18 protein-coding genes and 2 pseudogenes are annotated in these 16967 nt (G+C 69.2%); 12 read left to right on the top strand and 8 right to left on the bottom strand.

Annotated elements, in window-relative coordinates; translation table 11 throughout:
• Positions 1 to 4: 4 nt before the first annotated feature.
• Together CCS01_RS01180 and CCS01_RS01175 are read right to left on the bottom strand one after the other, a co-directional pair.
• The gene (locus tag CCS01_RS01180; RefSeq protein WP_104517001.1) at positions 5 to 688 is read right to left on the bottom strand and encodes an NrsF family protein; all 684 of its coding nucleotides are present in this window, start codon (positions 686 to 688) and stop codon (positions 5 to 7) included.
• On the bottom strand, positions 681 to 1283 hold the full coding sequence (locus tag CCS01_RS01175; protein WP_104517000.1) for a sigma-70 family RNA polymerase sigma factor: 603 nt from the start codon (positions 1281 to 1283) through the stop codon (positions 681 to 683). Before CCS01_RS01175 ends, CCS01_RS01180 begins: the two co-directional genes overlap by 8 nt.
• A 176-nt stretch (positions 1284 to 1459) precedes the next feature.
• On the opposite strand from CCS01_RS01175, the gene CCS01_RS01170 reads away from it, so the two are divergent.
• Genes CCS01_RS01170 through CCS01_RS01150 form a run of 5 tightly spaced genes read left to right on the top strand, consistent with a single transcriptional unit; the run spans position 1460 to position 4871 of the window.
• Complete coding sequence (locus CCS01_RS01170; protein ID WP_104516999.1) at positions 1460 to 1756, top strand: BufA1 family periplasmic bufferin-type metallophore; 297 nt, start codon at positions 1460 to 1462, stop codon at positions 1754 to 1756.
• 11 nt (positions 1757 to 1767) lie between these two features.
• Positions 1768 to 2652, top strand: coding sequence for an MNIO family bufferin maturase (gene bufB / locus CCS01_RS01165; protein ID WP_104516998.1), 885 nt, complete (start codon positions 1768 to 1770; stop codon positions 2650 to 2652).
• A complete protein-coding gene (locus CCS01_RS01160) occupies positions 2636 to 3427 on the top strand; it encodes an HvfC/BufC N-terminal domain-containing protein (protein ID WP_104516997.1) in 792 nt (263 codons plus the stop codon). The genes bufB and CCS01_RS01160 overlap by 17 nt, the downstream gene beginning before the upstream one ends.
• Complete coding sequence (locus CCS01_RS01155) at positions 3424 to 3906, top strand: DoxX family protein (protein WP_104516996.1); 483 nt, start codon at positions 3424 to 3426, stop codon at positions 3904 to 3906. Before CCS01_RS01160 ends, CCS01_RS01155 begins: the two co-directional genes overlap by 4 nt.
• Positions 3906 to 4871: a hypothetical protein gene (locus CCS01_RS01150; RefSeq protein WP_104516995.1), complete on the top strand. Its 966-nt coding sequence runs from the start codon at positions 3906 to 3908 to the stop codon at positions 4869 to 4871. The genes CCS01_RS01155 and CCS01_RS01150 overlap by 1 nt, the downstream gene beginning before the upstream one ends.
• 64 nt (positions 4872 to 4935) lie before the next feature.
• Here CCS01_RS01150 and CCS01_RS01145 read toward each other — a convergent pair whose 3' ends face one another.
• From CCS01_RS01145 to CCS01_RS01135, 3 genes are all read right to left on the bottom strand, one after another.
• A complete protein-coding gene (locus CCS01_RS01145; RefSeq protein ID WP_104516994.1) occupies positions 4936 to 5661 on the bottom strand; it encodes a transporter substrate-binding domain-containing protein in 726 nt (241 codons plus the stop codon).
• Positions 5662 to 5750: 89 nt separating this feature from the next.
• Positions 5751 to 6419: a DsbA family oxidoreductase gene (locus tag CCS01_RS01140; RefSeq protein ID WP_193540093.1), complete on the bottom strand. Its 669-nt coding sequence runs from the start codon at positions 6417 to 6419 to the stop codon at positions 5751 to 5753.
• Between the two features lie 450 nt (positions 6420 to 6869).
• The gene (locus CCS01_RS01135) at positions 6870 to 7364 is read right to left on the bottom strand and encodes a hypothetical protein (protein ID WP_104516993.1); all 495 of its coding nucleotides are present in this window, start codon (positions 7362 to 7364) and stop codon (positions 6870 to 6872) included.
• 248 nt (positions 7365 to 7612) lie between these two features.
• On the opposite strand from CCS01_RS01135, the gene CCS01_RS01130 reads away from it, so the two are divergent.
• From CCS01_RS01130 to CCS01_RS01120, 3 genes are all read left to right on the top strand, one after another.
• Complete coding sequence (locus CCS01_RS01130; RefSeq protein ID WP_104516992.1) at positions 7613 to 8350, top strand: enoyl-CoA hydratase/isomerase family protein; 738 nt, start codon at positions 7613 to 7615, stop codon at positions 8348 to 8350.
• Between the two features lie 6 nt (positions 8351 to 8356).
• Positions 8357 to 9811: a class I SAM-dependent methyltransferase gene (locus CCS01_RS01125; protein ID WP_104516991.1), complete on the top strand. Its 1455-nt coding sequence runs from the start codon at positions 8357 to 8359 to the stop codon at positions 9809 to 9811.
• 86 nt (positions 9812 to 9897) lie between these two features.
• Positions 9898 to 11205: a murein hydrolase activator EnvC family protein gene (locus CCS01_RS01120; protein ID WP_104516990.1), complete on the top strand. Its 1308-nt coding sequence runs from the start codon at positions 9898 to 9900 to the stop codon at positions 11203 to 11205.
• A 91-nt stretch (positions 11206 to 11296) separates the two neighbouring features.
• Here the strand turns inward: CCS01_RS01120 and CCS01_RS35865 are convergent.
• From CCS01_RS35865 to CCS01_RS32480, 3 genes and pseudogenes are all read right to left on the bottom strand, one after another.
• A pseudogene (locus CCS01_RS35865) lies at positions 11297 to 11719 on the bottom strand (putative toxin-antitoxin system toxin component, PIN family).
• Complete coding sequence (locus CCS01_RS01105; RefSeq protein ID WP_104516987.1) at positions 11703 to 11963, bottom strand: hypothetical protein; 261 nt, start codon at positions 11961 to 11963, stop codon at positions 11703 to 11705. The pseudogene CCS01_RS35865 and the gene CCS01_RS01105 overlap by 17 nt, the downstream one beginning before the upstream one ends.
• 83 nt (positions 11964 to 12046) lie before the next feature.
• Positions 12047 to 12259 (bottom strand): hypothetical protein, encoded by a 213-nt coding sequence (locus CCS01_RS32480; RefSeq protein WP_146101521.1) that lies wholly within the window; start codon positions 12257 to 12259, stop codon positions 12047 to 12049.
• A gap of 1164 nt (positions 12260 to 13423) precedes the next feature.
• Between CCS01_RS32480 and CCS01_RS01100 the strand changes: the two genes are divergently transcribed.
• The 4 genes and pseudogenes from CCS01_RS01100 to CCS01_RS34930 form a co-directional block, all read left to right on the top strand.
• Complete coding sequence (locus tag CCS01_RS01100) at positions 13424 to 14815, top strand: S41 family peptidase (RefSeq protein WP_104517024.1); 1392 nt, start codon at positions 13424 to 13426, stop codon at positions 14813 to 14815.
• Between the two features lie 11 nt (positions 14816 to 14826).
• A complete protein-coding gene (locus CCS01_RS01095; protein ID WP_104516986.1) occupies positions 14827 to 15939 on the top strand; it encodes a divergent polysaccharide deacetylase family protein in 1113 nt (370 codons plus the stop codon).
• Positions 15936 to 16421: an RNA pyrophosphohydrolase gene (locus tag CCS01_RS01090; RefSeq protein WP_104516985.1), complete on the top strand. Its 486-nt coding sequence runs from the start codon at positions 15936 to 15938 to the stop codon at positions 16419 to 16421. The genes CCS01_RS01095 and CCS01_RS01090 overlap by 4 nt, the downstream gene beginning before the upstream one ends.
• 450 nt (positions 16422 to 16871) lie before the next feature.
• Positions 16872 to 16967: pseudogene (locus CCS01_RS34930) on the top strand (IS5/IS1182 family transposase); the annotation flags it as partial.

The raw sequence follows: 16967 nt of genomic DNA, 5'->3' as shown, positions 1-16967 counted from the left end.
AGCCTTAGCCTGGGCGTGGTTTCTCGTGGAATGAGGACAAGCGCGCGAACCGGGCAAGCAGCCGTCGCCCCGCGGCGCCCTCGAGCGTGACCAGCAGGGCAGCCGTTCCCAAATTCCATATCAGGATCATGATGCTCGCATCCAACGGATGGAACAGCGACAAGGCCGTGGAGGTGATCGCCGCGACCGCCAGCCCGGCGGTTACCGTCAGCGCGGCCGGGCGCAGCCGGGCGGCGTGGCGCAGCATCGCGAACATCGCCAGCGACAGCGGCAGGCTCACCACCAGCAGAGTAACGAAGCACCGCACCGCTTCGCCCGGGTGCATGCCGGTCGAGTCGATGGAAACCCAGTCGGTCAGGCAGCCATAGCCGATGGTGGACACCCACAGTGCCAGCGATGGCAGCGGCAGCAGCAGCCAGCGCCGGGACCGGTCGGGCAGACTGGCCATCAGGCAGCCAATGGCGGCCAGCACGCCGGTCAGCAGCGAGGCGGCGATGCCAAGCACGAAGGACGGCTTCTGCAATTGCGTGCCGATATCCGGCCGGATGCCGTGCGCGATGCCCAGCAGGAGCATGATCGCCGCCGCCAGCAGCAGCCAGCCACCCGCGCGCGCCAGGGGAGAACGCACCGGCCGCAGCCTGCGTGTGTCCCGCGCCAGGCTCTCGATCAGGTCGGGGGTGTCAATCATCGCCACCGCCCGGCTGCGCCAGTAGCCTGCGCAGGGCCTTGATGCCCCGGTGGGTGGCCACCTTCAACGAGGCAATGGACGTGCCGCTCACCGCCGCAGCCTCCTTCAACGACATCTCCCGCAGCTTCAACAGGGTCACCGCCTGGCGCTGGTTCGCCGGCAACGCCTGAAGCGCCGCGCGCAGGGCGTGGTGGTCGAGCGTCGTTTCAATATTCGTGTCCGGCGCGGCAAAAGTTTCATGCTCCAGGTCCAGCGCCACTTCCCGGCTTGCGGCAATCCCCATCGCGCGCAGCCGATCGGCGATGCGGTAGCGGGCGATGCCGGCAAGCCAGGGCTTGAACGGCCGGGTCCTGTCGTACGTGTCGCGGATGGCATGCAGGGTCAGCAGGATGTCCTGCACGGCGTCCTCGGCGTCGCCCGGGTTGCGGTGCGCCCGCAGGGCGATGGTGCGCAGATAGGGCGTGATCCCAAGCAGCAGGCGCCGGTAGGCGGCCGCATCGCCGTCCTGGCTGCGCGCCATGAGGTCCGACCACTCAGCCGGGCTGGTGGCGGGCGGCTCGGTCCGGGACGGCGGCGGCTCCATGGTGCCGAGCATAAAGCAATATCGATCCGGCCGGAAATCGAGGAACCATCTCCGGCCGGTGGAATTGCTCGCGAAACATAAGCCGGCGCCGGCGAAAAAAATTTCGCCCCGCGGTAACCTCGGCGCGTCGGACGGAGAACCTTGCACAGCAGCCCAATGCCGGGCGGCTGATCTCAAGGAGACGCCCCATGAACCGCAGACAACCCACCACGACCCTCGCCGCCGCTCTCGGCCTTGCCATGGCCGGGGGCGTCACCGCCGGCCACGCGCAGATGAAGGACCCCAGGGCCATGACCATGGAGCGGATGGCACAGGGTCACCTGCAGAAGTGCTTCGGCGTCGCCGCGCGAGGCCGGAACGACTGCGCGCAGGGCGCCCACTCCTGCGCCGGCCAGGCGACCCGCGACCGTGACCCGGGGTCGTTCGTCCTGTTGCCCGCCGGGGATTGCAGCAAGATCGCCGGCGGCAAGTTGTCCGCCACCTGAGGCGACCGGCCATGACCGGCCCGGGCGCCAGCCCACCGTCGGATCGTGCGATTCCCGCTTCGGCGGGAATCGGCCTGCGGTTTCAACATCATGAAGCGGTCCTGCGCGACAGGCCGCGCATCGGCTGGATGGAGGTGCATTCCGAGAACTACATGGGCGGCGGGGTGCCGCTGCGCTGCCTCGACGCCATCCGGCGGGATTATTCGGTCTCCCTGCACGGCGTCGCCCTGTCGCTCGGCAGCGCTGACGGCCTGGACAGCGCACACCTTGATCGGCTGGCCGCTCTCACCCAGCGCATCGAGCCCGGTCTGGTGTCCGAGCACCTGGCATGGAGCGTGGTCGATGGCACCTACCTGGCCGATCTGCTGCCCCTGCCGATGACCGAGGAGGCGCTGGAGGTGGTGTGCCGCAACGTCGATATCGCGCAGGCCCGGCTGCGCCGCCGCATCCTGGTCGAGAACCCGTCCTCGTACCTGCGCTACCGCCACGCGACCATACCGGAATGGGTGTTCCTGGCCGAGGTGTCCCGGCGAACCGGCTGCGGCCTCCTGTGCGACGTCAACAATATCTATGTCTCAGCGTGCAATCATGGCTTCGACGCGGCGGCCTATCTGGCGGCGCTGCCGGTGGCGGCCGTCGCGGAGATCCATCTCGCCGGGCATACGCGGCGGGACCTTGGCGAGGGGCGCAGCATCCGCATCGACGATCACGGCTCCCCGGTCCGCGCCGAGGTCTGGGCGCTGTATGAGGCGGCACTCGCCCGGTTCGGCCGGGTGCCGACGCTGATCGAGTGGGACAACGACATCCCGCCCCTGCCAATCCTGCTGGCAGAAGCCGGCAAGGCTGAGCGCAGGTTGGCCAAGGCCGGGGAGGCACGCCATGCCGACGCTGCGTGAGATCCAGCGCGGCTTCCGCGACAGCCTGCTCGACAGCGGGCGTGAAGCGATCGCGGGCGCCATTGCCGGGGACGAGATCGCCGCCGTGGATCGGCTGTGCATCCACCGCAACACCATGCGCTCGGTCCTGACCGGGAGCCTGCGGCTGAGCTATCCCGCGGTTGACCGCCTCGTGGGCGGCGATTTCTTCGACATGGCCGCGGCCCGGTTCATCCGGACACATCCGCCGGTCTCCGGCTGCCTGGACGATTACGGCGAGGCGTTTGCGGCGTTTCTCCAGGCCATGCCGGAAACGGCGGGGTTGCCTTACCTTGGGGATGTCGCGCGTTATGAATGGGCGCTGACCCGGGCGGCGCACGCAGAGGACCGGGCGGCACTCGACCTGATGGCGCTGGGGGATATCGCGCCGGCGCTGCACGACGGCCTGCGGTTCATGCCGCATCCTTCGGTCAGCCTGCTGGATCTGGATTATCCCGCCGACGCGATCGCCGACGCGGTCATGGCCGGCGCCGACGACGCCATGGCCGGGATCGCGGTTTCCAGCGGTCCGGTCCGCCTCGTCGTCGACCGGGCCGGCGACGGTGTCCGGTCGGAGCGCCTGGAGGCGGACGCCTTCCGCTTTCTTCAGGCGCTGTTCGGCGGCCAGACGCTGGGCGCGCTGGCGGCATGGGGCGACAGCGACGTCGCCCGGTATCTTGCAGAACAATTTACCAAGGGACGTCTCGCCGGGTTCACCACCGAACCGGCGGCCTCTCTGTCCGGGAGCCTGTCATGACGTCGATAGCCGAAACGTCCGCGCCGCGCTTTTCCGCCATTGGTGCCGTTTTGCAGATTCGCCGGTACCTGGAGGCCGTTCCCTACAGTGTGCTGGCCCTGCCGCTTCGCCTGGCGATCGCCACCGTGTTCTGGAATTCCGGCATGACCAAGCTGGCCGACTGGAACACGGCCCTGGCCCTGTTCACCGACGAGTACCACGTGCCGCTGCTGCCGCCCGAGGTGGCGGCGTATCTCTCGGCGACGATCGAACTGACCGCGCCGCCGCTGCTCGTCATGGGCCTGTTGACGCGGCCCGTCGCCTTCGTTCTGCTTGGGATGACGACCGTCATCGAGGTCTTCGTCTATCCCGAGGCCTGGCCGACCCATATCCAGTGGGCCGCCATGCTGCTGGTTCTGCTGTTCCGAGGGGCTGGTTCATTGTCGCTGGATCATCTTGTTTATCGCCGCGTCGCGTCATCGCCGGATCTGCCGGCCTGATGGGCGGGTTCAGCCGGCTGTGGTCATTCGTCTCCAAGGCAGGACTCTTTGGCGACGCCGCGACGGCGGCCTATATCGCGCTGGTTGCGGCGATCGCCCAGGCCACCGGCCTGTTCTACGTCCTGTTTCCGGAACTCGGCGCGCTGTCCAACGACATCCTGCGGCGGCCGCACGGCACCTGGGCGCGGGCGCCGGTCCTGCTGGTGGTCACGCCGTTCCTGACCGCCATCGTCGGCACCCTGGTGACCCGGCATATGGCCTACGACCTGTCCTCCGTGCTGCTGACGGTGGGGTGTGCGATCCTCATCATCCGGGTGCTGAAATCGCCGATCGCCCCGGCGATTTCCGCCGGCCTGCTGCCGCTGACGCTGGGCCTGCCGGACTGGCGCTACCCGCCGTCGCTGCTGGTTGGCACCGGCCTGCTGGCCGTCCTCGCCGGTATCCGGCACCGGGCTGCTCCGGTCCCCCTGACACTCGTCCGGGCCCGAGACCGGGCGGACGACATCGTCGAGGAAGCGCCGATCGACTATTCCTGGGCACCGTTCTTCCTGCTGTTCCTGCTGGTGGCGGGGCTGGCCGCCAGCCTGACGGGGCAGCGCTTCATCCTGTTCCCGCCGCTCGTGGTGATCGCCTTTGAGATGTTCGCCCATGCCGCGGTCTGTCCCTGGGCCGGGCGTCCCCTGATCCTGCCGGTCGCCTGCGGCCTGACCGCGGCCGGGGGCGTCATTGCCGTCAGCCTGCTGGGCGCCGGACCGCTGGCCGCCGCCTGCATCGCGATCCTGGGCGTGATCGTCCTGCGCCTGTTCGACCTGCACGTGCCGCCGGCGCTCGCGGTCGGCTTGCTGCCGTTCGTGATGCCGGACCCGACCTATGCGTATCCGGTCGCGGTTACATTCGGCACCGCGCTGCTGACGCTGACGTTCCTGGCGTGGCGGCGGCTGGTGGCCGCCCTCGGCCGGAGCTGAGAGCCTCTGCCGTCCCGGCCGAACGCGGTGCCGGGCCGCGCGGCAGGGAGCGGGCGCGCTGGACTCAAGCCGGTGGGGCGACGGACAGGCCGTTGACCTTGTGCTGGGCGATCAGGCGCGCGACCAGGCCGGATGCTTTGGCGTCCTCCACAAAATCATGCAGCCAGGCGGCCGCCGCGGTGTTGGCGCGCGCCGTGCCGACCGCCTGTTGCACCGCGGTGAACTGGCCGGGCAGGATCGTCGCGCCCGGCAGCTTTGCCACGTCGCTCAACAGCCGCGGCCGCAGCCCGGCCAGGGCGTCCAGCTTCTCCGCCACGAACTGCTCGAACGCCGAGTCCAGGCTGGCGGACTGCACCAGGATCGCGTGCCGGATGTTGCGTTCCAGCCAGAGGCCATAGGCGCTGCGCGCGGTCACCGCGATGCGCATGCCCGGCCGGTCCACTTCGGCGATCGCCGTCAGCGGCGAGCCGGGCGGCACCAGGTAGGTCGCCTCGATCTCGGCATAGGCGGCGGTGAAGGCGATCGTCTCGGCGCGGGTCGGCTCGGCGCCGATCAGGCCGATGTCCCAGACGTCGCGGCCGGCCTGGTCCGCGAGTTCGCCGGGCTTCGGGAACGGGACATATCTCACCGGCACCCCAAGCCGATCGGCGATGGCGCGCGCCATGCCGGGGGCGACGCCCTCCGGGTTGCCGGCGGCGCTGCGGCCGGTGACGAGCAGGAAGTTGGACAGGTTGATCCCGGCCCGCAGCACGCCATGCGGCGCGAGTTGGGCGACGATGTCAGGGTTCATCAGGACGGTTCCGGTCTTGCTTATGTCTGCGATCGTAGGCAGGAGCGGCACGCCCGGGCAAGGCCGGGCCGGCCGCCGTCACGCGGCGGTCAGAAGCGGATTGCGTCGATGGTGGCGATATCCAGCAGGCGTTCGATCACCTCGGGTTCCTGGGCGCCGGCGATCGCATGCATGCCGTCGACGACGAAGCAGGGCACGCCGTTGATCCCCAGCCGGTGGGCGCGCAGGTTGTCGGCGTGGACCGCCTCGATCTCCTCGTCCGATGCGAGGAAGCGGCGGACCGCCATCGGGTCCATGCCACAGGACGCGGCGACAGCGGCGAGGATCGCGTGATCGCCGATATCGTAGCCATCGGTGAAATGCGCCGCGAACAGCGCCTCGACCAGCCGATCGGCCAGGCCATAGAAGGCGGCGTGGCGGACGAGGCGGTGGGCGTCGATCGAGGAAGGCGTGCGGCGGATGCGGTCGAAGCGGAAATGCAGGCCTTCCTGCCGTCCCACGTCGGTGATGGTCGCATACAGGCGGCGGGCGCGATCCTCACCGCCGAACTTGCGCACCACATAGTCGGGACGCGCCATGCCGAGGCGCGGCATGTCGGGGTTCAGCAGGAAGGGCCGCCAGATCAGCTCGAAGCCGATGTCGGGGCGGCGGCGGAGCGTGCGGAGCAGGCGGCGGATGCCGAGGTAGCACCAGGGGCAGACGAGATCGTGGACAATCTCGATCTTCAGCCGGGCTTTCGGAGGGGCGAGGACGTTCACGCACGGAGTTTGCCGCTTTTGCGGCAAAATGTCACGCGAACATCATGGGGCAACACTCCCGATTCGGGTCGCCGGCGTTCCGGGTGTCTGCCCCGTTTACGCCCGCCCGCGCCGCGGATGCCGCCTTTCCGCGGGGCGTTGGCCGGCCGACGGGGGCGCCATCGCGATGGCGGGAAAATGGCCGTTGCCTTTCCGTCATGCCGGGCGCAGGCCCGCCATCCACGCCTTCTGCCGGTATCAGCACCGCTAGGCGTGGATGGCGGCCCTGCGGCCGCCATGACGGGGTGAGCCGCGGCCACGGCGGGTCGTTTCCGAGATCCGTGCATGCGGTAGGGACACGCCCGGCCATGACGGAGAGACGGGGCCGCTGCGCGAAATCCTTCTCCAACCGTCGCCTTATCCTGCTACGCTTGGGCCTCCGCCCGGCATGGCGCCGTGCCACCGCCCGCCTCACTTCGCCTTCCGGTACCCGGCCGGGACCACGAACAGATTGGCCGGCTGCTTCCCGATCCTGATATCGTTCAGGTATTCCAGGTGGTGCTGGTTCGCGCCATACACGCCCTCATCGTATTCGCGCCGCACCATGATGCCGCTGTCGGTCAGCCAGTACGTCCCCGCCGCCGCCAGCTCGCCATCGTCGCCGAACGCGTATTTCGTCACTTCGAAGCCATCGAAACGGGTCCGCCCGGTCTTGACCGCACCGCTCATGGCCGGCGTGCGGGCGATGAAGTGGCGGAACAGCTCGTCGTCCAGCGGCAGTACCAGATAGGTGCGGTTCACCATCAGCAGGCACTCCGTCCCGGTGTCCAGGTCGAGGATCGTGCTGCTGAAGCCGTTGCCCCGGTCGATGCGCAGCTTGCCCGCGGCATAGTGGATGGTTTCGACGATCCGCACCGCCCCGCTCTCATGCACCGCCGTCGCGCTGAAATCGACTTTGGGCAGCACAAGATCGCTCTCTGCCCTGGCCGCGCCACAGACCAAAAACATAAGCAATACAAGCACGTACCGCATGCCGCCCGCGCCCCTTCCGGAAGCCGGCAGCCTCGCGCCGATCCTGTCGCTCTGTCAACGATCTCCGCGTCTTTTGATCGCCTCGCCTCGCCGCGGCGGCCCGGACGCCCCGGCCATGGACAGTCCAGGCATTTGCTGACCCAATCCCCCGCGGACCATCTGCCCCAGGGAGAAACCCACCCATGCCCGTCGTCACCGTCGAGGACCGCGGCGCCGTCTCGATCATCCGCATCAACCGGCCGGAACGCCTGAACGCCATCAACCAGGCCGTCGCGGTCGAATTGCAGGCCGCGTTCCAGGCGTTCGACGCCGACGCCGGCAAGCGCGTCGCCATCCTCGGCGCCACCGGCACCCGGGCCTTCACCGCCGGAGCCGACGTCGACGACATACCGGAACTCTGGCGCGCCGTGCCCACTGTCGGCTTCACCACCGACAAGCCGATCATCGCGGCGACCGCGGGCTGGGTCGTCGGCGGCGGGATCGTCCTGGCCATGATGTGCGACCTGCTGGTCGCCACCGAGGACACGCAGTTCTACTATCCCGAGGCGAAGCTCGGCGTCACCGCCGGCGGCATCAGTTCCCTCGCCGCCCGGATGCCGCACCACCTGGCGATGGAGGTCATGCTGCTGGGCGCGAAAATCCCCGCCCGCCGCGCCTACGACGTCGGCTTCGTCAACCGCGTCGTGCCCGCCGGCGCGCACGAGGCCGAGGCGCTGGCGATGGCGGAGCAGCTTCTCGACTCCGCCCCGCTGGTCATCGGCGCCTTGAAACGGCTGGTCAACGACGTCATGCCAACCGGGCCGATCGAGCGTATGGTGGCGACCAGCCAGACCGTGGCCCGAGTCCGGCAATCCGACGACCTGCAGGAGGGTATCCGTGCCTACAAGGAAAAGCGCAAGCCGCGTTTCGCCGGGCGTTAGCGCGGCATGACCCTGCCGGACTGGCTGCACTGCCCCGCCTGCCAGGGCCGCCTGACATCGGCCGCCCCGGCCCTGCTGCGCTGCACGGCTTGCGGTCGCGACATCCCGGTGGTGGACGGAATCGCCGATTTCGTCGGCGGCCAGGCCATCGCGGCCACCGACCCGCAGCGCTGGGGCGTCGATCCGGCGTTCGGCGAAGCGGCCATCGGCGACCTGCCGGCGCAGATCCGCGGCGCCGCCGGGAGGCGCTGGCCGGACTATCTCGGCCAGGTGCTGGAGATCGGCTGCGGCATCGGCCAGATGACCCGGGCGCTGGTTTCCGGCCAGCCGATGCGCGGCCTGCTCGCCGTCGACACGGCCATGCGGAACGTGCGGGCCTGCCGCCACCGGCTGTCTCCGCTGGCCGAGGCCGAGATCGCATTCGCCACGCTGAGCGGCCACCAGAACGCGATCCGCGACGCCGTCGCCGACACCGTCTTCGGCACGGATCTGCTGGGGCAGATCGGCGACCTCCGCGGCTTCCTGGCCATGGTGCACCGGGCGCTGAAGCCCCGCGGCCGGGCGTGGTTCGTCGTCCCCAACCGGCGCTACCGCCAAGCGGTCTGCCACGCCCTGGCCGAGGCCCTGGTGCAATGTTTCGCCCGCGACGGCGCATGGCCCAACGAGATTCACGGCGCCGCCGGCCTCCTGGGGCGATCCCGGCGGCTGCTGGCGCATCAGGGCGATGCCGCGTTCCTGGCCGGGCTCGAGCAGAAGCACCTGTTCGACAGCGAGACGCTGGAAGACCTCGGGCGGGAAGTCGGCTTCGCCACCGCCGAGGCGATTCCGCTCGACCCCGATCCGGTGGGCGCGCGGTCCCTGCGGCGCCTGCTGGAGGCCGCCAACCTGTCCGAGGCGTTCATCACCGCCACCGTGCCGCTGGCCGCCTCGGCCGGGCAGCCGTATTTCGGTCTGCTCGGGCGGCAGGATGCCTCGGCCGCCACGCTGCTGTGGCTGACCAAGGCCGCGGGCCCGGAGGTAACCGTGTTCACCGCCCGCCCCAAGCCGCCGCCGATCGGCTTTGCCGGCGCCGAGTCGGTGGTGGGCGGCCCGCCACCGCGCTGGTCGCTCGAACTGCTGGCGTCCGACACGCCGCAGGGCGTCGCGCTGAAACTCGGGGGATGGTGCCTGGCCAACACCGACGTGAAATGGGTGCGCGTCACGCTGGACGGCATGACCCGCCACGCCCCCGTCTGGCGGCCGCGCCCGGATGTGCACGAGGTGATAAACCGCGCCGGGCTGTACCATCCGTTCAATGCCCTGTGCAGCGGCCTCGACGCCGAGCTGCTGTTCGACGGCCTGCATCCCGCCGCGGGACAGTGCGCGCTGCATCTCGACGTGGTGCTGGGCAACGAGATGGTGCTGCGGGGCCCGGCTCCGGCGGTATTGCGCATGCATGAGCCGATTGTGGTCAACCAATGAGAACCGCTTGAACCGCAGGCCCGATACCTGCTGAAACGTGCCGGCACATCGGCGGGAGATCGGCGATTCGGTGCGATCGTACAGGCATGGCGTGGGTGCTGGCCGGGCTGCTGCTCGCGCCGGCGGTTTTGCATGCCGCCTCGCCCACGGGAAAGAAGGAAGAGGAGACCCGGCGCGCCCTACAGGACGCCCAGCGGCAGAACGCCGAGCAGCTCGCCGCGCAGAAAGAGGCCGCCGACCGCGCGGCGCGCGCCGCGGCCGAGTCGCTGCGGCTGGCGCAGGCGCTGGCGGATGCGGCGGCGAAGCTGCGCCTGGCCGAGGCGGCGACCGCCGACGCCGCGGCGCGGATCGACGCCCTGGCGCAGCGCCGCCGCGACGCCGAGCAGCGCCTGAAGCAGCGCGGCCAGGCGATGCAGCCGCTGCTGCCGCTGATCGAGCGGCTGTCGCTGTTCCCGGCCGAGACCCTGCTGGCGGTGCCGGCGCCGCCGGAATCGGCGGTGCGCGGCGTGCTGGTGCTGCAAGGCCTGTCGCGCCAGCTGGAAACCGAGGCGGAAGCGCTGAAGCGCGACCAGGCGGACCTGGACGCCGCGACCGAGGCCCTGCGCGCGGAACAGCCGCGCCTCGCCGAGGCCGAGGCGGCGCAGAAGCGCGAGGCCGACGCGCTGGACCAGCAGATCGCCGCGTCCCATGCGCAGCAGTCGGCGGCCGAGCAACAGGCCAGCCAGGCCGCCAGCCAGGCGGCCGCCGCCGCGGCCCGCATGGACACCCTGCGCTCGGTCCTGGCCGCGCTGGAAGCGCAGCGCCGTGCCGAGGAGGCCCGGGCGCGCGCGGAAGCCGCCCGTGCCGTGGCCCGCGCGCGCGAACAGGCCGCCCGCGCCGAACGCGACAAACGCGCCGCCGAGACCCAGGCGGCCCGCCAGCGCCTGGCCGACGCCCAGGCCGCGCGCGAGCGTGTGGCACAGGTAGGCCGATCGGCCGGCTCGCTGTCGGGTGGCGCCGGGCCGCACGGGCAGCTGCAGCCGCCGGTCATCGGCGTGGTGGTGCGAAGCTGGGGCGAGCAGACCGACGGCGGCCCGGCCACCGGCCTGTCATACCACGCGCCGCCGGGGGCGCACGTGATCTCCCCGTGCGGCGGCCGGGTGGTGTTCGCCCAGCCGTTCCGCAGCTATGGCCTGCTGCTGATCGTCGATTGCGGCGGCGGCTACCATGTCGTGCTGTCCGGCTTCGACCACCTGGACGTCCGGCTGGGCCAGGCCATCGTCGCCGGCGAGCCAGTGGGGGTGATGCCGAACTGGGAACCGGGATCGACGACGGGGCGCCCGGCGCTGTATGTGGAACTGCGGCACGACGGGCAGCCGATAAACCCGGCGCCGTGGCTGCGGGCCAGCAGTTGAATCGACGGCGCTGGTCGTCGCATCGCCGGGCGGGAAAAACCGAAAGACGCGCCGGTCAGTCCCGGCCCGCCATGAATCAGTCTTACCCGCCCTACGACACGCCGATCCGGGCGATGGCCTCGGCGGGGGTGACGATGCGAATGTCGCCATGGTGGCCAAGCACCAGTAAGTCGCTGTCGCCGGTGACGATCAGGTCCGCTTCGGCGGCGACGGCAGCGGCGATGACGTGATCATCGTCCGGATCGGCCGCGACTACCGCCGGAACCGCGATCGGTGCCACCATTTCGACGAAGCCGACATAGTCGGCCAGAACCGCCTCGGCAGTCTACCCAAACGCCGCGAGGCGTTTGGACGCAACAGGTCGGGTCAACCCATCGGCCAGCTCGGCTAGCAGCGCCGCGCTGCTGAACAGGCGATGTCCGGTCTGGCGGCGGATGGTCTCAATCAGCCGATAGGGTGTGCCGCGCCAGAGCAGCGCCGACAAGGCGACATTCGTATCAAGTACGATCCGCATCGCCACTTCCGGTCTGGCGCGCCCGCCTTTCGGTCCGCGCGGCCCTGACCTCGGCCATGATCTCGTCCTCGGTGACTGGCGGCACGCCGGCGGCCTCCAGAGCCGGCGCCACCGCCAGAAAACGGTCCATCGCCGCCAGCCGCCGGTTCCGCGCGGTCAGGAAGTCAATGAAATCCTCGACCTCGCCGAGCTGCTCGGCCGGCAACGCCTGGATTTTCTCCAACAGGGTCTGGGTATCGGGCATGGGTGCCTCCGTCAGCGCGCGAGGGTCTGACTCTGCCGCCTGGTCAGGAAGGCGTTCCGGGGGGCCTGACGACATGCGTGTCCTCATGTGGGCAGGCGTTCGATTGCCTGGAACCGCTTGAGCAACCCGCGATCCTCGGACCTCGCCCCGGCGGCTTCGCCGGCGGCGCCCTTCGGCAGATAGTCATTAGTGACGTCAAGCGCATCGGCCACCCGCCTGATCGGTTTGAATGGCGGCATTCTGCCGGAAACAACCGGCAATCGCCACACCTGCATGCTCGAATACAGACCTGGCATGGCTGGCGCGATACAGCGTTATCGCTGCAGTCCCCCCAGTCCGCCCGCGGGTCCCACGATGGGTGAAAATGACAGCCGGCGTTGCCCTTCTGCCGTTGCCCCTCCGTCATGGCCGGGCGTGTCCCTACGCAATGCACACATCCTGGAAACGAGTCGGAAATGACCGTAAAATCAAGTGCTTGCCTGGGCGCCGAGAGCGTTCCCCCATCGTCATGGCCCGGCTTGTCCGGGCCACCTGTCGCGGCACAAGTGCTGGAATAGGTGGCCCGGACAAGCCGGGCCATGACGAAAGGGAAACGCAGCGGCGGACCGTTTCCAAGATGTGTGCATCCCGTAGGGCGTGTCCCGGCCATCCACCCCCGCCGTCGCAGCGCGGATGGCCGGAACACGCCCTACGGGATGCACAGATTTCGGAAACGGTCCGCTGCAGCCATGCCTCATACTGTCACGGCCTGTGCCGGTTTCACCGGCAGCAATCAAGCGAACACGGGGTTACACGGGGTTGGCACGGAGTTTCACGGAGTCGTCCGGGGTGCCCCCAACATGGTCGCCCCTGTGGCAGCGTTCGATGATTTCAGGCGCTTCGCGCGAAGCGCAATATCCACTTCCTCCGTGAAACGCCGTGCAAACACCATGGAACTCCGTGTCCGCTTGATTGCGGCGGCAGACCCGATCCCGCCCCATCCCGATGGGCAGGATGCCCCACACCGGATGTGCGAGCGACGCACGCCACGGCGCCGCGTCCCTGCGTACCCTCGGCCGGCCGCTTGCCAGCCAAACGGCGCCGCCGCGACAGAGCGGCAACGGTCCCGGGCACCGGGCGAGCGCCTGGTTTTGCAGTTGTTTCCAGGATGTTTGCATGCGGTAGGGACACGCCCGGCCATGACGGAGAGGCGATGACCCTGCGGACCCGCATTTTCATGGCAGCAGGATAATGCCTCTGGGCCTGATGCAGAATAACCGCTCCAGGTGCCGCACGGACGCGGTACCGTGCGAGCATCGCACCCGCATGTTACAAACTTACGAAATCAACACTGGACGAGGGCACGGCTGCCGGGTGAGAATTGCGTGAACGTCAATGGCTCTCATCAGGTCCGCTCTCCGATCCTTGGAAGGCTGATCATGCGCCCGGACCGGGTCCGCGGCGCCGAAGGGAAAGAACGCATGGATTTCCGCGCGCGTTACTGGCGCTATGGCTTGTTGATCGGAACCGCCTTCGTCGCGGGCCTGGCCGCCGGCCCGGCCTTGAACACCCTGGGTGCCGGCTCGCTGGGCCTGGCACTGGCCCAGGACAGCAGCCACACCGACATGTACCAGTTGCTGAAGGTGTTCGGCGACGTGATGCAGCGGGTCCGCGCCGAGTACGTCGATCCGGTCGACGACAAGGAACTGATCGAAAACGCGATCAACGGCATGCTGACCGGGCTCGACCCGCACAGCTCGTACATGAACGCCAAGGCGTTCAGGGATATGCAGATCCAGACCAAGGGCGAGTTCGGCGGCCTTGGCATCGAGGTCAGCGAGGACAAGGGCGTCATCAAGGTCGTCTCGCCGATTGACGACACGCCCGCCGCGCGCGCCGGCATCAAGCCGGGCGACATCATCACCGCGCTGGACGGCAAGTCGGTCATCGGCCTGACGCTGAACGACGCGGTGGACAAGATGCGCGGCCCGCCGAATTCCAAGATCGTGCTGACGCTGAAGCGCCAGGGCGTGGACAACCCCATCGAGGTGCCGCTGATCCGCGAGACCATCCACATCCAGGTGGTGAAGTCGCGGATGGAGCCGAACGACATCGGCTACGTGCGGCTGAGCCAGTTCACCGAACAGGCGGACGCCGGCATCAAGCAGGCGGTGAAAAAGCTGAAGGCGGAGAACAACGGCCACCTGCGCGGCCTGATCCTGGATCTGCGCAACGACCCGGGCGGGCTGCTCGACCAGGCGGTGGCCGTGGCGTCGGACTTCATCGACCAGGGTGAGATCGTCTCCACCCGCGCCCGCCACCCCGAGGACAGCCAGCGCTGGGACGCCAAGGGCGACGACATCCTGAATGGCGCGCCGATGGTGGTGCTGATCAACGGCGGCTCGGCCTCGGCGTCGGAAATCGTCTCCGGCGCGCTGCAGGACCATCACCGCGCGGTGCTGGTCGGCACCCGCAGCTTCGGCAAGGGTTCCGTGCAGACGGTGATCCCGCTGCCCGGCAACGGCGCGATGCGACTGACCACGGCGCGTTACTACACGCCCTCCGGCCGCTCGATCCAGGCACGAGGGATCGCGCCCGATGTCAAGGTGCAGGAGACGCGGGAAGCGCGCGGCGACTTCGGGGGCGAGTATGAGGCCGATTACAGCCGCGCACTGAGCAACGCCGGCGGCACGACGCAGGTGGCGCCGCCGCGCACCGACCTGCCGGCGATCGTCAAGCAGATCCCCAACAAGCCACCCGAGGGCTTCCCGAAGTTCGACCCGGCCAAGCCGGACGCGACGGACTTCCAGTTGCAGCAGGGCCTGGCGGTGGTCAACGCGATGGCGGCGCAGAAAAGCGCCTCGGCCAACTAGACACCGCGGCCATGGCGGTCAACGCGCGGCAGGGTTTCCTGGCGGGTTGGCGTGGCCTTGGCCGGTTCTGGCTTCTGGTACTGACGGCGCTCGGGTTGGGCGCCGTCGTGCTGCAGTCGCTGGGTCCGCCCGCGGCGACGCAGCAGCCGCAGCAGGCAGCGGCGAAGCAACAGCGGCAGGCAGCAGCCGGGCCGCCGCAGGTGGCGCCGCCGCCCCGGGTCGTCCACCCCGATCAGGCCGTCAGGCCAGCCGGTGAGGCGGTGCCCCGGGAACGGCGGCCGGGCCGCGATACCCCCGGCCCGGTGGCTGATCCCGATCCGGCGCTGTCGGAGCCAGACCCCGCGGCGCCGGGCCGCTCCCTGCCCTGCATCGCCGTCGATGGCCGTGCGCCGATGCACGTCTATGCCGCCGGCTTCGACCCAACCACCACCCGGCCGCGCGTCGGCATCCTGGTCGCCGGGATCGGCATGAACCAAGCCGACAGCATGGCAGCGATCCAGACCCTGCCCGGCGCCGCCACCCTGGCGATTTCGCCGTATGCCGGCAACCTCGACAAACTGCTGGTGGCCGCCCGCCTGGCCGAGCATGAGTATCTGCTGTCCGTCCCGATGGAGCCGCAGGGCTTCCCGATGAACGATCCGGACAACCACCACGCCTTGATGCCGGCGCTGCCGCCGCAGGACAACGTCAAGCGCCTGCGCTGGGTGCTGTCGCGCCTCGCCGGCTATGCCGGCGTTACCGATGCACTCGGGCCGATGCGTGGGGAGCGGCTGATGGACGAGCCGGAACAGCGGGACGTCATGCTGGCCGAGCTGGCCAAACGCGGCCTGCTGTTCGTCGATGCGCGGCCGGGGCAGCCGGGCCTGCCGCTGGCGTGGAACCGCTCGATCGACGTGGCGGTGGACGCTGATCCGGCCGATGACGCCAGCCTGGACGCGCGGCTGGCGCAACTGGCGAAGCTGGCGCGGGACAAGGGGTCGGCGCTGGGGCTGGTCGCGGTGCCGCGGCAAAAGACTCTGGAGCATATCGCGGCGTGGAGCAAAACGCTGCTTGACAACGGGCTGATCCTGGCGCCGGTCAGTGCCCTGGTTCAGCCACCGGTCAAACAGGATGGGAACAAGTGACGGATCTGCCTTACCGGCCCAATGTCGGCGCCGTTCTGTTCAACCGCGACGGTTTGGTGTTCGTCGCCCGCCGCGCCGACATGCCGTATGCCGAGGGTCCGGCCGGCGGCTGGCAACTGCCGCAGGGCGGCATCGACGCGAATGAGGACCCTCGCGCCGCCGTCCTGCGCGAGCTCGAGGAGGAGATCGGCACCCGCAACGTCGCGATCATCGGCGAGCATCCGGACTGGCTGACCTACGACCTGCCGCCGGACCTGCTGGGGATTGCCTGGCGCGGCAAGTACCGTGGCCAGCGGCAGCGCTGGTTCGCGATGCGGTTCCTGGGCGAGGATGCCGAGATCCGGCTGGACCTCGACCCGCATCCCGAGTTCGACGCCTGGCGCTGGGTTCCGCTGCCGGCGCTGCCGGCGCTGGCGGTCGGGTTCAAGCGGCCGATCTATGAGGTGCTGACCGAGGCGTTCGCGCCGTTTGCCGGGCGATAGCAACGCGGCTTCCCATAGGCGCTAACTCAAGCATCGAGCCTGAATAACTGCTCTATGATGCCGTTTCGTACCTTGCTGGCAGGGCGTGTTCCTGCTCGCGGCGTTGCCGATCGTATCGCTCCGGCGGATCGGAGCATTCCCGGGCGCCGCAAGACGCTGCTATTCTTAGTGGCTTAGTGTCTTTGTGTTAAAGCCATCGGTTGTAGCAGCACGGACGGTGCCCGTGGGACACGGACAGGCCCGTGCGGTTTCTTCTGCTGCTTCAACACAAAGACACCAAGCCACTAAGAACAGCGTGACGGCCAAGCTAGGGCGTGTCGTCAATTGGAGCCAGCCGAGTGAGTCTGGGCTGCAACAGTGCGGCGGAATCGTTGATCAACAAGCGGCTTCCCGATTCCAGCAGCCCCGGTTCTTCGATGCATAGGCAGTCAGCTTTGGAGAGGCTGACCGATGCATCGACATGCCTTGCGCGACGACCAGTGGGAGCGGATCAAGGACCATTTGCCGGGCCGTCCGGGGTCCGTTGGCGTGACCGCTGCGAACAAC

This window comes from Rhodopila globiformis, from assembly GCF_002937115.1.
In the GTDB taxonomy this organism is placed as follows: Bacteria; Pseudomonadota; Alphaproteobacteria; order Acetobacterales; family Acetobacteraceae; genus Rhodopila; species Rhodopila globiformis.
The sequence above is the reverse complement of the archived record's forward strand: the minus strand, read 5'-3'. Positions and strand labels throughout refer to the sequence as shown.

Coding starts and splice junctions, on each gene's coding strand:
- CCS01_RS01105 (WP_104516987.1), bottom strand. CDS start 11,963: ATGCCCGATACCCAGACCCTGTTGGAGAAAATCCAGGCGTTGCCGGCC.
- CCS01_RS01175 (WP_104517000.1), bottom strand. CDS start 1,283: ATGCTCGGCACCATGGAGCCGCCGCCGTCCCGGACCGAGCCGCCCGCC.
- CCS01_RS32480 (WP_146101521.1), bottom strand. CDS start 12,259: ATGCCAGGTCTGTATTCGAGCATGCAGGTGTGGCGATTGCCGGTTGTT.
- bufB (WP_104516998.1), top strand. CDS start 1,768: ATGACCGGCCCGGGCGCCAGCCCACCGTCGGATCGTGCGATTCCCGCT.
- CCS01_RS01125 (WP_104516991.1), top strand. CDS start 8,357: ATGACCCTGCCGGACTGGCTGCACTGCCCCGCCTGCCAGGGCCGCCTG.
- CCS01_RS01100 (WP_104517024.1), top strand. CDS start 13,424: ATGGATTTCCGCGCGCGTTACTGGCGCTATGGCTTGTTGATCGGAACC.
- CCS01_RS01150 (WP_104516995.1), top strand. CDS start 3,906: ATGGGCGGGTTCAGCCGGCTGTGGTCATTCGTCTCCAAGGCAGGACTC.
- CCS01_RS01155 (WP_104516996.1), top strand. CDS start 3,424: ATGACGTCGATAGCCGAAACGTCCGCGCCGCGCTTTTCCGCCATTGGT.
- CCS01_RS01160 (WP_104516997.1), top strand. CDS start 2,636: ATGCCGACGCTGCGTGAGATCCAGCGCGGCTTCCGCGACAGCCTGCTC.
- CCS01_RS01130 (WP_104516992.1), top strand. CDS start 7,613: ATGCCCGTCGTCACCGTCGAGGACCGCGGCGCCGTCTCGATCATCCGC.
- CCS01_RS01120 (WP_104516990.1), top strand. CDS start 9,898: ATGGCGTGGGTGCTGGCCGGGCTGCTGCTCGCGCCGGCGGTTTTGCAT.
- CCS01_RS01145 (WP_104516994.1), bottom strand. CDS start 5,661: ATGAACCCTGACATCGTCGCCCAACTCGCGCCGCATGGCGTGCTGCGG.
- CCS01_RS01170 (WP_104516999.1), top strand. CDS start 1,460: ATGAACCGCAGACAACCCACCACGACCCTCGCCGCCGCTCTCGGCCTT.
- CCS01_RS01095 (WP_104516986.1), top strand. CDS start 14,827: ATGGCGGTCAACGCGCGGCAGGGTTTCCTGGCGGGTTGGCGTGGCCTT.
- CCS01_RS01180 (WP_104517001.1), bottom strand. CDS start 688: ATGATTGACACCCCCGACCTGATCGAGAGCCTGGCGCGGGACACACGC.